This window comes from Streptomyces sp. YIM 98790 (assembly GCF_011421595.1).
GTDB lineage: Bacteria > Actinomycetota > Actinomycetes > Streptomycetales > Streptomycetaceae > Streptomyces.
On sequence record NZ_WTLH01000174.1, the window covers coordinates 1 to 12,078 of the forward strand.

General features: G+C 76.6%; 10 protein-coding genes and 1 pseudogene. 6 read left to right on the forward strand and 5 right to left on the reverse strand.

Annotated elements, in window-relative coordinates; genetic code table 11:
- Positions 1–493: hypothetical protein (locus GQS09_RS22630; RefSeq protein WP_165989151.1), on the reverse strand; the 493-nt coding region annotated here is incomplete at its 3' end.
- Positions 494–757: 264 nt separating this feature from the next.
- Here GQS09_RS22630 and GQS09_RS22635 point away from each other — a divergent pair.
- The 5 genes and pseudogenes from GQS09_RS22635 to fxsA all read left to right on the forward strand — a co-directional run bounded on the left by GQS09_RS22635 (position 758) and on the right by fxsA (position 6,815).
- Positions 758–1,198 (forward strand): Lrp/AsnC family transcriptional regulator, encoded by a 441-nt coding sequence (locus GQS09_RS22635; RefSeq protein ID WP_165989153.1) that lies wholly within the window; start codon positions 758–760, stop codon positions 1,196–1,198.
- Between the two features lie 45 nt (positions 1,199–1,243).
- Positions 1,244–2,976 (forward strand): annotated as a pseudogene (locus tag GQS09_RS22640) (amidohydrolase).
- A 659-nt stretch (positions 2,977–3,635) separates the two neighbouring features.
- Positions 3,636–5,378, forward strand: coding sequence for an apolipoprotein N-acyltransferase (gene lnt / locus GQS09_RS22645; RefSeq protein ID WP_399552582.1), 1,743 nt, complete (start codon positions 3,636–3,638; stop codon positions 5,376–5,378).
- A complete protein-coding gene (locus GQS09_RS22650) occupies positions 5,375–6,157 on the forward strand; it encodes a polyprenol monophosphomannose synthase (protein WP_313896285.1) in 783 nt (260 codons plus the stop codon). The genes lnt and GQS09_RS22650 overlap by 4 nt, the downstream gene beginning before the upstream one ends.
- A 4-nt stretch (positions 6,158–6,161) precedes the next feature.
- Positions 6,162–6,815, forward strand: a complete 654-nt coding sequence (fxsA, locus tag GQS09_RS22655; RefSeq protein WP_165989157.1) for an FxsA family membrane protein — start codon at positions 6,162–6,164, stop codon at positions 6,813–6,815.
- 142 nt (positions 6,816–6,957) lie between these two features.
- On the opposite strand, the gene GQS09_RS22660 is transcribed toward fxsA, so the two are convergent.
- Both GQS09_RS22660 and GQS09_RS22665 read right to left on the reverse strand, forming a co-directional pair.
- Entirely contained in the window at positions 6,958–7,329 is a 372-nt protein-coding gene (locus GQS09_RS22660) for an RNA polymerase-binding protein RbpA (RefSeq protein WP_093839236.1), read from the reverse strand.
- Positions 7,330–7,588: 259 nt separating this feature from the next.
- Entirely contained in the window at positions 7,589–8,227 is a 639-nt protein-coding gene (locus GQS09_RS22665) for a YitT family protein (RefSeq protein WP_243761686.1), read from the reverse strand.
- Between the two features lie 267 nt (positions 8,228–8,494).
- Between GQS09_RS22665 and GQS09_RS22670 the strand changes: the two genes are divergently transcribed.
- Positions 8,495–10,006, forward strand: a complete 1,512-nt coding sequence (locus GQS09_RS22670) for a PLP-dependent aminotransferase family protein (protein WP_313896286.1) — start codon at positions 8,495–8,497, stop codon at positions 10,004–10,006.
- A gap of 16 nt (positions 10,007–10,022) precedes the next feature.
- On the opposite strand, the gene GQS09_RS22675 is transcribed toward GQS09_RS22670, so the two are convergent.
- The gene (locus tag GQS09_RS22675) at positions 10,023–10,646 is read right to left on the reverse strand and encodes a helix-turn-helix domain-containing protein (protein WP_399552583.1); all 624 of its coding nucleotides are present in this window, start codon (positions 10,644–10,646) and stop codon (positions 10,023–10,025) included.
- Positions 10,647–10,704: 58 nt separating this feature from the next.
- The coding region (locus GQS09_RS22680; RefSeq protein WP_165989161.1) for a hypothetical protein at positions 10,705–12,078 on the reverse strand (1,374 nt) is incomplete at its 5' end.

Genomic DNA, 12,078 nt, shown 5'->3' on the forward strand with positions numbered 1-12,078 from the left:
CGCGGCGCCTCGGGGCCCCGCGCAGCCGCTCCAGCGGCGGCGGGATCTCCACCCGCGGCACCGGCACCTCCACGGCCGGGCGCCGGGGCACCACCACCGCGTGCGAGAACGGCTGCAGCCGCCAGTCGAGGCCGTCCGGCAGGGAACGCGGCACCGGCTCGGCCCGCGGCGCCCGGCGCTCCGTGCCGGCCGTGAACTCCTCCGCGGACACGCTCCGCCCCGACCCGGCGCACACCTTCAGGCCGAAGGGATTCCACCGGGTGGGGCACAGCGCGTGGCGCGGCAGGGTGCCGCCCGGCCCGGTCACCGCAATGGACTGTCCGCAGTCCGCGCAGGTCACCCGGACGGCCTCGGTGAACGTCTCGTCCTCCTCCGCGGAGTCGCCCGCCGGATCGTGGGCCCGGCTCCCGGCCGGGTCATCGGGGTCCTCGGCCTCCTCGGCCCCCTCGCTCACGGCGATCTCGGTGGCCCGGAGCTGCTTCGTGGTGCGCATGGCATCCCCCTTGCGAACTGTGGCCCGGAACTGTGGTCTTGGCCACAGCAAGCACTTCCCCCGGGGCCGAACCCCTAATCGCGGGGCACCCGCGCACACCGCAGCACACCTGTGGTCTTCCTCACACACGGTGCGCGGGCCGTGCTCCGTACGCGCTCCGGGTGCCCCGGCCGGACCCTGCCGTGCGTCGCAGGTGCCGCGGTGTGTCCGGCGGACGCCCGCCGGATGTGCCTGGAGCAGCCCGGCACAGTAAGTTGACCGGCTGTGGAGGAACTCGACCGGCGGATCGTGGAACTGCTCGTCAGCGACGGGCGCATGAGCTACACCGACCTGGGCAGGGCCACCGGCCTGTCCACCTCCGCGGTGCACCAGCGGGTACGGCGCCTGGAGCAGCGCGGCATCATCCGCGGCTACGCCGCCCTCGTGGATCCCGAGGCCGTGGGACTGCCGCTGACCGCGTTCATCTCCGTCAAACCGTTCGATCCCAGCGCGCCCGACGACATCGCCGACCGGCTCGCGGACGTGCCCGAGATCGAGGCGTGCCACAGCGTGGCCGGAGACGAGAACTACATCCTCAAGGTGCGTGTGGCCACGCCCGCCGAACTGGAGCACCTGCTGGCCCGCATCCGCTCGCTGGCCGGCGTGTCCACCCGCACCACCGTCGTGCTGTCCACGCCCTACGAGGCCCGGCCGCCCCGGGTCTGACCCCCGCGTCCGGGAAGTCCGGCGGCGGGCGGGAGACTGGCAGCCATGACCGACCCCGCAGCCCCCGCCGCCGGCCGGCGCACCGTCCTGCTCCGCAACGGCACGGTGCACACCCCGGCCGACCCCTTCGCCACCGCCATGGTCACCCAGGGCGACACCGTCGCCTGGGTCGGCTCCGAGGGTGCCGCCGATTCCTTCGCCGCCTCCGCCGACGAGGTCGTCGACCTCGAGGGCGCCCTGGTCACCCCGGCGTTCACGGATGCACATGTGCACACCACGGCCGCCGGACTCGCCCTCACCGGACTGGACCTGAGCGGGGCACCGGACGCGGCCGCGGTGCTGACCGGGGTGCGCCGCCACGCCGCGGCCCGGCCCGGGGACGCGGTGCTGCTCGGCCACGGCTGGGACGACAGCCGCTGGCCGGACCGCCGGCCGCCCGGCCGGGCCGAACTGGACGCCGCGGCCGGCGGCCGGCCGCTCTACCTCAGCCGGGTCGACGTCCACTCCGCGCTGGTCAGCACCGCCCTGCTGGACCTGGTGCCGGGCCTCCGCCCGGAGTCGCGGGGCGGCCCGGGGGAGCCGCTCACCGGGGCGGCCCACCACGCCGCCCGCCGCGCCGCACTGGCCGCCGTCACCCCCGCGCAGCGGGCCGGGGCGCAGCGGGCCGCCCTGGACCGGGCCGCCGCGCTGGGCATCGGCTCGGTGCACGANTGGCCGCCGTCACCCCCGCGCAGCGGGCCGGGGCGCAGCGGGCCGCCCTGGACCGGGCCGCCGCGCTGGGCATCGGCTCGGTGCACGAGTGCGCCGGGCCGGACATCTCCGGCGAGGACGATCTCACCGCGCTGCTCGCGCTCGCCGCCGCCCGGCCCGGGCCCCGGGTCTTCGGCTACTGGGCCCAGGCGTTCACCTCCGCGAAGGAGGCCGAGATCATCCAGGACCTCGGCGCGGCCGGCGCGGCGGGCGACCTCTTCGTGGACGGCTCCCTGGGCTCCCGCACGGCCCTGCTGCGCGAGCCCTATGCCGACGCCCACGGCACCGGCGGCACCGGGCACGGCTACCTGGACGCCGACGCCGTCGCCGCGCATGTCACGGCCTGCACCGAGGCCGGCGTGCAGGCCGGCTTCCACGCCATCGGCGACGCGGCCGTGGGCGCGGTCACCGAAGGCGTCCGGGCCGCCGCCGAGAAGCTGGGGACGGGCCGGGTGCGGGCGCTGCGGCATCGTGTGGAGCACGCCGAGATGCTCACCCCGGACACCATCGCGGACTTCGCCGCGCTCGGCCTGACCGCCTCGGTGCAGCCCGCCTTCGACGCGGCCTGGGGCGGCGAGGGGGGCATGTACGCCGAACGGCTCGGCACCGCCCGCGCCCGCACCCTCAACCCGTTCGCCGCGCTGCTGCGCGCCGGCGTACCGCTGGCCTTCGGCTCCGACGCGCCGGTGACCCCGCTGGACCCCTGGGGCGGGGTGCGCGCCGCCGCCTTCCACCGCACACCCGGGCACCGCATCTCGGTGCGCGCCGCCTTCACCGCGCACACCCGGGGCGGCTGGCGCGCCCTGGGCCGCGACCGGGCCGGCGTGCTGGTGCCGGGTGCCCCGGCCGACTACGCCGTGTGGCGGACCGGCGAGCTGGTGGTGCAGGCGCCGGACGACCGCATCGCCCGCTGGTCCACCGATCCGCGTTCCGGCACGCCGGGCCTGCCGGACCTCGCCCCCGGCGCCCGGCTGCCGCACTGTCTGCGCACCGTCGTGGCCGGCCGTACCGTCCACGACATCCTCTGAGCGCGGCGGCGGGCTCCGGCGGCCCCGTCCGCCCGTCCGGCCCGCCCGCGTCCCGCCCGTCCGCGGCGCCCGGAGGCGGGCGGGCGGGGCCGGTGCAGGCCGGAGCGGTGACGGACGCGGCCGCGCGCTCGCCGGTCGGGTGATCCACCGCTCGGGTGATCCGGGACCGGTGATACCGCCGAACGACGTCTGCCGGGCGGCCACTGCCCGGCGGACCGGTCGCCACTGACCTGGACCTTTGCGGAGACATTGCAGGTCAGACCGGTGTTGACAGGCGGCTCACGGCGGACGATAGGTTCGGCCGGGTCCACCTGAGGGCATCCGGTCGGTGTGCCTCGCGCGCAGTCGTCGAACGCTGCTGGGCCAAAGGGCGGAGCGCCGCAACGGCCTTCCGCCGCTGGGAGCCAGGTCCAGCACCCGCGGCACGGGGGCGCGGGGTTTCCGCCCGGCCGGCAGGTGCGACCCGGATGGTGGCCCGGCCGCTCAGTAGACAACGGCTTTCGGTCGACCCGCAGCCAGCGGGTCCCAGGTCGGCCCGAAGGGCGCCGGGCCCCATTCCCCGGTCGCGCCGCCCGGCACGGCCCCGCCGTGCCGGAACCGCCGCCGTTCGGGGTACCGTCGACCTCACATCGGTCGATCAGCAGGAAGGCCACGCACCCGTGCCACCGACCCCGGACACCGCCACCGCCGGCCACGGCACCGGCGTCCCGCCCGCCGGAGCCGCCGGGCAGACCCCGGCCGCTCCGGCCGGGCGGGACGCCGCCGTGGACGCGGACGCGGACGGCCCCGGCCAGGCGCCCGACCGGGGCCCGCGGCGACGGGCCGCAGCCCTCCGCCGGCACGCTCCCCGCACCGCGCTGGCCGCACTCGCCGGACTGGCGCTGGCCGCCGCCTTCCCGCCGCTGGGACTGTGGCCGCTGTCGCTGCTCGCGGTGGCCGCCCTGGCCCTGCTCACCGAGGGCCGCACCCTCCGGCAGGGCGCGTGGACCGGCTTCGCCATGGGCCTGCCCTTCTTCATCGGCCTGCTCCAGTGGCTGCGGGTCATCGGCTGGGACGCCGTGGCCGGCCTGGCCGTCATCCAGGCGCTGTTCTTCGTCCCGCTGGGCGCGGGCCTGGCCGCCGTCTCCCGGCTGCGGCTGTGGCCGCTCTGGGGCGCCTGCCTGTGGGTCGCCGAGGAGTGGGCCCGGGACCGGGTGCCGCTCGGCGGTTTCCCCTGGGGCCGGCTGGCCTTCGCCAACACCAGTACCCCGTTCACCCCGCTCGCCGCGCTCGGCGGCGCGCCCCTGGTCACCTTCGCGGTGGCCCTGAGCGGCAGCCTGCTGGCCGCCGCGGGCCTGGCCCTGTGGCGGCTCCGCCGCGCCGGCCCGGCCGGTCCGGTCCGGGCCGGCGCGCTGCCGCGTGCCCTGGTCCCGGCCGGGCTGGCCGCCGCCGTGGCCCTGGCCGGATACGCCGTTCCGGTGCCCACCGGGGCCGACGACACCGTGCGCATCGCCGTGGTACAGGGCAATGTCCAGCAGCCCGGCATGGATTTCCTGGGCCGGCCGATGCTGATCCTCACCAACCACGTGGAGGCCACCCTCGGCCTCGCCGAGGACATCGCCGCCGGCCGCACCGAGCGGCCCGACCTGGTCATCTGGCCGGAGAACGCCTCCGACCTGGACCCGTACCGCGACCCCGGGGCGCGGGCGGCCATCGAGGAGGCGGTGCGGGCGGTGGGCGTGCCGGTGCTGGTCGGCGCCCTGGTGGACCACCCCACCAAGGAGGGCTACGTCGAGAACCAGGGCATCGTCTGGGACCCGCAGACCGGCCCCGGTGACTCCTACACCAAGCAGCACCCGGTGCCGTTCGGCGAGTACGTGCCCTTCCGGGAGCAGCTGAGCAAGATCATCAGCCGGCTGGAGCGGGTGCCCCGGGACTTCTACCCCGGCGACCGCAGCGGCGTGCTGGACGTGGGCCCGGCCCGGCTGGGCGACGTGATCTGCTTCGAGGTGGCCTACGACGGCATTGTCCGGGACACCGTCAACGACGGCGCCCGCGCCCTGGTGATCCAGACCAACAACGCCACCTACGGCCGCACCGGCCAGCCCGAGCAGCAGCTGGCCATGTCCTCGCTGCGCGCCGTGGAGCACGGCCGGGCCATCGTCACCGCCGCCCCCAGCGGGATCAGCGCCATCGTCGCGCCCGACGGCACGGTGCTCCAGCGCACCGAGGAGTTCACCCAGGACGTGCTGCTCGGCGACCTGCCGCTGCGCGACGGCCGCACGGTGGCCGACCGGGTGGGCGCCGCCCCCGAATGGGCACTTGCCGTGGTCGGCCTGCTGGCCTGGGCCGTGGTGGGCCTGCGGCTCCGCCGGGAGCGGCGCGCCGCCGCCGGGCCGGACGGGCGGGGCGCCGCGGCGTGAGCGCACCGGACGACGCCTCCGCCGGCCGCCCCGGCCCGGGGCGCCCCGCCCCGGTGCTGGTGATCATCCCCACGTACAACGAGGCCGGCAGCCTGGAGCCGCTGGTGGCACGGCTGCGGGCGGCCGTGCCAGCCGCCGATCTGCTGGTCGCCGACGACAACAGCCCGGACGGCACCGGCAAGATAGCCGACGCCCTGGCCGCGGCCGACCCGGCCGTGCACGTGCTGCACCGGCCGGGCAAGGAAGGGCTCGGCGCGGCCTACCTGGACGGCTTCCGCTGGGGCCTGGAGCGCGGCTACCGGGTTCTGGTGGAGATGGACGGCGACGGCTCGCACCAGCCCGAGGAACTGCCCCGGCTGCTCACCGCCCTGGAACGGGCCGATGTGGTGGTCGGGTCCCGCTGGGTGCCGGGCGGGCGGATCGTGCACTGGCCCCGCTACCGGGAGCTGCTCTCCCGGGGCGGCTCCACCTATTCCCGGCTGCTGCTGGGGCTGCCGCTGCGGGATGTGACCAGCGGTTTCCGGGCGTTCCGCAGCCATGTGCTCACCCCCGCGCTGCTGGCCGACATCGCCTCCCAGGGCTACTGCTTCCAGGTGGATCTGGCGCACCGCGCGCACCGGGCGGGTCACCGGGTGGCCGAGGTGCCCATCACCTTCGTCGAGCGGGAGCTGGGTGATTCCAAGATGAGCCGGGACATCGTGGTGGAGGCGCTGTGGCGGGTCACCGCCTGGGGAGTGGCGGCCAGGCTCCGCCGGCTCGCCGGACGCAGGCACACTTGAAGGCATGACGACCGGTGATTCCCGATCCTTCCCTCCGTCCCCCGGGCGCGCCGGGCGGCCCGGCGGGCGGCTGCGGACCCTGCTGCCGCTCGGCGTGGCCCTCTGGGCACTGGCCGAACTGTGGCTGCTGATCCTGCTGGGCGATGCCGCGGGCGGGCTGACCGTCTTCCTGGTGCTGCTGGCCGGGCTGGTGCTCGGCGCGCTGGTGATCCGCCAGGCCGGAAGCCGGGCCTGGCGGCGGCTGGCCGAGTCCCTGCAGCGCGGCGGGGCGGAGCCCGAGGGGGACGGCGGCCGGGGCGGCAATGCCCTGACCATGCTGGGCGGCCTGCTGCTGATGCTGCCCGGGCTGCTCTCCGACGCCGTCGGACTGCTGTGCGTGTTCCCGCCGACGGCCGCGCTGCTGCGGCGCACGGGGGCGCGGCTGCTGCGTTCCGGCAAGGGGCCGCTGGGCACCGCCTACCGGCAGCTCAAGGACGCCGAGGAGGCCGCCCGGCGGCAGCGCGCCGACGGCCCGGGCGCGCCGGGCGGCAGGGGCGGCAGGGTGGTCCGCGGCGAGGTGATCCGTGACGAGCCCGGCGGACCGGAGCACGGCGCCGGCGGCCCGGAGGACGAGGGCCGGGGACCGCGCGGCGAGCTGGAGGACGGCCCCGGACGCTGACCGGCCGGCGCCGGCCGGGGTCCCGCCGTCCGTGTCCGCGGCTGCGCGGCGACAGCCCGAGGGGCGGATCACCTCACGGTGATCCGCCCCTCGCCGGTCCGGCTTCTCCGGGCCGTTCCCTGCCGCGGCGCGGCGGCCGCTCTCAGGCCGACTTCTTGTCGCGCGGGTGCACTGCCACGTTCATCCCGCCGGAGCGGAGCACGGCCAGCCGTTCGGCCAGCACCTCCTCCAGCTCCTCGCGGGTACGCCGCTCCATGAGCATGTCCCAGTGCGTCCGCGCGGGCTTGACCTTCTTCTCCTCCGGACCGTCGCCGTCCACCAGCAGGGCCTGGGAGCCGCACACCCGGCATTCCCACTCCGGCGGGATCTCGGCCTCCACCGAGAAGGGCATCTCGAAGCGGTGCCCCTTCTGGCATGCGTACTCCACGGCCTGGCGGGGCGCCAGGTCGATACCGCGGTCCGTCTCGTAGCTGGTCACCACGAGCCGCGTACCGCGCAGAGCTCGCTCACTCATGAATCGTGCCTCCCGGGCTGGTCGCCCACAGGACAGGTGTCGCTGTCGTCGTTATCCGGTCAACGTCCGGTCGCCGGTGAAGATTCCCGATCCGGGACATGCGTCGCCCTCGTGCCGCCCCTTGGTTGTACCCACCGACGTCCGGTTTGTCACATCTGGCAGGAGATGTCACCCAGCGTTCGTACCGGAGTGACGTGCGGTAACGGTCCATCCTGCGGCCAAAGGCGTACCATACCGCCCTCGCGGGGCCCCTGGCATCTCAGCCCTGTCCGGGCGCGACCCCCCTGTCGGTGACGGCACCGTCCGGGCGGTCCGGCCCGTCCGCCCCGGGCCCGGCGCGCCCCCGGCGGCGCACCACCACGGAGGGGGCCGGCGGCAGCCCGCGGACCTCGAAGATCCGCAGGAAGAACTGCGCCAGCGGGCCGATGGACAGCGCGTAGACGACCGTGCCCACCCCCGCGGTGCCGCCCAGCAGGATGCCGCTGGCGAGCACGGTGATCTCGATCACCGTGCGCACCAGCCGCACCGAGCGGCCGGTGACCCGGTGCAGCCCGGTCATCAGGCCGTCCCGCGGTCCCGGGCCGAAGCGGGCCGCGATGTACATGCCCGTCGCCATGCCGTTGAGCACCACGGCGCCGAGCATCAGCGGTATCTGCACCGCCGGCATCCGGACGTCCGGCACCACCGCCATGGTGGCGTCCATGGCCAGGCCCAGCACCACCACATTGGACACCGTGCCCAGGCCGGGCCGCTGGCGCAGCGGGACCCAGGCCAGCAGCACCAGCGCCCCGGCCAGGATCACCACCGTGCCGATGGTCAGCCCGGTGCGCTCCGCCAGGCCCTGGTGGAGCACGTCCCACGGGTCGAGCCCCAGCCCGGCGCGGACCATCAGCCCCATGCTCACCCCGTACAGCACCAGCCCGGCGTACAGCTGCACCAGTCGGCGCGGCAGATGCGCCTCCCCACGGACCTTGAACACGGCTCTTCTCCTGTACTTCCGGTGCTTCTGCGGTTCTCCGGTGCTCCCGGCGCGGGGCCCTTGAGCCGGCGGCGGCCCGTCGGCCGGTCCCCCGGGCGGGAGGCGGCTGGCCCAAGTGGACTGCCCGTGGCATCATGTGGCCCGGGGAGCGCGGTGTCAAAGAGCCAATTCCGGAGAGGTGGACTGGTGAGGGAGACGAGCTGGACCTCGACGGTGGGTGCCGCCCAGCTGGCCCGGCTGCTCCAGGCGGAAGGGGCCGGCCCGGAGGGATGGCGCTCCCCGCACACCCCCGCCTACCGGGCGCTCGCCGACCGGGTGCGGCTGCTGGTGCTGGAGGGCCGGCTCCCGGTGGCCGCCCGGCTTCCCGCCGAGCGGGAACTGGCCGGCGCCCTCGCGGTGAGCCGCACCACCATCGCCGCGGCCTTCGACGCCCTGCGCGCCGAGGGCTTCCTCGCCTCCCGCCGGGGTTCCGGAAGCTGGACCGCCATCCCGGCCGGGCAGCCGCTGCCCACCCGCGGACTGGACCCGCTGCCGCCCGATCCGACCGGCAGCACCATCGACCTCGGCTGCGCCGCGCTGCCCGCCCCCGGGGACCTGCTGGACCGCGCCTTCCGCGCGGCCCTGGCGGAGCTGGCCCCCGCCGCGCACACCCACGGCGACTACCCGGCCGGGCTGCCCGCGCTGCGCGAGGCGCTCGCCGGCCACTACACGGCCACCGGCGTGCCCACCATGCCCGAGCAGATCATGGTGACCACCGGCGCGATGGGCGGCGTGGCCGCGCTGTGCCGGCTGCTGGCCGTGCACGGCGAGCGGGTCGCCGTGGAGCATCCCTCCTACGCCAACGTCCTGCAGCTGATGCGCGAGGCCGGTGCCCGGCTGGTCCCCGTCGCCATGGCGCCGGGGCTGGCCGGGTGGGATCTGCCCGCCTGGCGCAGGGTGCTGCGCGACGCCGCCCCGCGGATGGCCTATGTGATGCCCGACTACCACAATCCGACCGGCGCGCTGGCCACCGAGGAGCAGCGCCGGGAACTGGTCGCCGCCGCGCGCGCCGCCGGCACCGTGCTGGTCGCCGACGAGACCATGCGGGACCTCGCCATGGAGAGCGGTCCGGACGGCTCCGGCCCCCGGCGGATCGCCGCCTTCGACCCCGGCGGCTCGGCGGTGATCACCATCGGCTCGGCCAGCAAGACCTTCTGGGCCGGGATGCGCATGGGCTGGGTGCGGGCGGCCCCGGAGATCATCCGCAGCCTGGTCGCCGCCCGCGCCTACGCCGACCTGGGCAGCCCGGTGCTGGAGCAGCTCGCCCTGGCCTGGCTGCTGCGCGGCGGCGGCTGGCAGGAGGCGGTGGCGCTGCGCCGGGTCCAGCTGCGCGAGAACCGGGACGCGGTGGCCGGCGCGCTCCGCCGGGAACTGCCGGACTGGGAGTTCGACCTGCCCGGCGGCGGCCTGACGCTGTGGGTGCGCACCGGCGGGCTGTCCGGTTCCCGGATCGCCGACGCGGGGGAGCGGCTCGGCGTCCGCATCGCCTCCGGCCCCCGGTTCGGGGTGGACGGCGCCTTCGAGGGCTTCGTCCGGCTGCCGTTCACGGTGACCGGGCCGGTGGCGGACGAAGCCGCGGCGCGGCTGGCCGCGGCGGCCCGGATGGTCTCCCGGACCGCGGTCACCGCACCGGCCACTCCCACCGGCTACATCACCTGACCGGCGCGGGCGGCGGTCACCGGCCGTCCGCCGGGCGGGCCCGCACGTGCATCCGCTCGCCCTGGGCGCCGAACAGGGAGAGGAACTCCACCGGGCGCTCGCCCGCGTTGGCGAAGCCGTGCGGGACCCGGGTGTCGAACTCGGCCGCCTCGCCGCCGGCGAGGATCAGATCGTGCTCGCCGAGGGCCAGCCACAGCCGGCCGGAGAGGACATAGAGCCACTCGTGGCCCTCGTGCACCTGCTGCCCGGGCCGGGCGTTGTCGGCCGCCCGCCGGGCCGGCATGATGATCTTGTAGGCGTGCAGTCCGCCCAGGTAGCGGGTGAGCGGGATGTAGGTGTTCCCCTGCCGGGTGAAGGGCCGCGGATGGACCCGCGGATCGCCGGTGGCCGGCGCGCCCACCAGTTCGTCCAGCGGCACCCCGTGCGCCCGGGCCAGCGGCAGCAGCAGCTCCAGGGTCGGCCGGCGCTGCCCGGACTCCAGCCGGGAAAGCGTGCTGGCCGAGATCCCGGTGGCCGCACTGAGCCTGGCCAGCGTGGTCCCGCGGGCCCGCCGCAGGGCCCGCAGCCGCGGCCCCACCGCCGTCAGTACCGTGACCAGATCGTCATCGTCGCCGTCGTCCACCACCCCCTCATTTGCCACCGCGGCAAACCTCCGTGTCAACACCCGGCCCGGCCGCGCGCCCGGCGCGGCCGGCACCTCACGTCCTGACGTGCCCGTGGCCCGGGCCGGACGGGTCGCGCCGGAGGGAGAGCACGGGAGCCGGGAGCAGGTCGCGCACCGCCCGGCGCTGGGCCTCGCTCGCCGTGTCGTCCTGCGGGTCGGGGGTGGCCGGCACCTGGAGCCGGACGGCCGGGGCCGGGCCCAGCCGGGCATAGCCGCGGCCGGGCGGCAGCACCGGCGGCGGTGCGCTGGGCAGCGGGCCGTCCAGCACGAACCGGATCTCGGCGGCCGGCATCGCGCCCAGCACCACCCGGGCGCCCGGGGCTGCCCGCACCGCCTCGGACAGCTCCTCCCACGCCGTGCAGTCCTCCGCCACCGCCACCGTCACCCGAGCCGCCCGCCCGTAGCGCAGCGGCACCTCCAGCAGCTGCTGCGGATCCGCCTCCCCCTCCGCCCGCGCCGGATGGCCCAGCAGCGCGGGCCGGTCCAGCACGATCCACAGCGGGCGTACCGCCGGCTCCGTGCCGCCGAGCTGCCGGGCCCGGCTGACCTGCGCCAGCCGCCGGCCGGTCTCCCGGGCGGCCCACTCCAGCGCCGCCCGGGCTCCGGAGGGCGAGGACTCCACGGACAGCACCCCGCGCCGGCCCGCGAAGCACCCGAACTCACCCGCGCCGCCACCGTCGATCAGCAGCACCTCGCCGTCCCGCAGCGCCTGCAGCGTCACCGAGCGCAGCAGCGAGGTGGTGCCCGAGCCGGAAGGGCCCACGGCCAGCAGATGGGGCGCCGGGGAACGCGGCCCGCTGCGCCACACCACCGGAGCGGCGTGCACCCGTGCCGCCTCCTCGGCCAGCGCCACCGGCACCAGCCGGTCCACCGCCTCCTGGTCCGTGAAGCCCAGCACCACCTCGCCGGGCGCCATGATGAAGCGCTGGGCGCAGATCCCGGCCGGCAGCGGCTCCGGCACCGTCATCTCCAGCCGGTTGCGCTCCTCGTCCCAGACGAAGCGCAGCTCCCGGTCGCGGCCGGCCTTGGCCGCCAGCAGCCGCTCCACCCGGTCCCGGGCCTGCGGATCGCCGTCCGGGAAGTGCCCGGGGTAGCGGATCAGCAGCCGGGCGATCCGGTCGTCCAGGCCGAAGGCGTACTCCTCGATGCCGCGGTCCCACTCCCCGCCCGGCGCGTACATCGCCTCCGGCGCCTCCTCGCCCCCGGCCGGCTGCCCGGGGGCGGCGAAATGCGGCACCAGCGACTCGTAGAGGGTCTGCAGCCGTTCCTCGTCGCCCTCCGCCGGGGGCCGGACGCCCGGCTGTGCGGCCGGGTCCCGCCATCCGGCCGCCAGCGCCGCGGCCAGCAGGACCAGCCCGCCGGCCGGCGGCCCCCAGGGCACCACGGCGAGCAGCACGGCCAGGCCGGC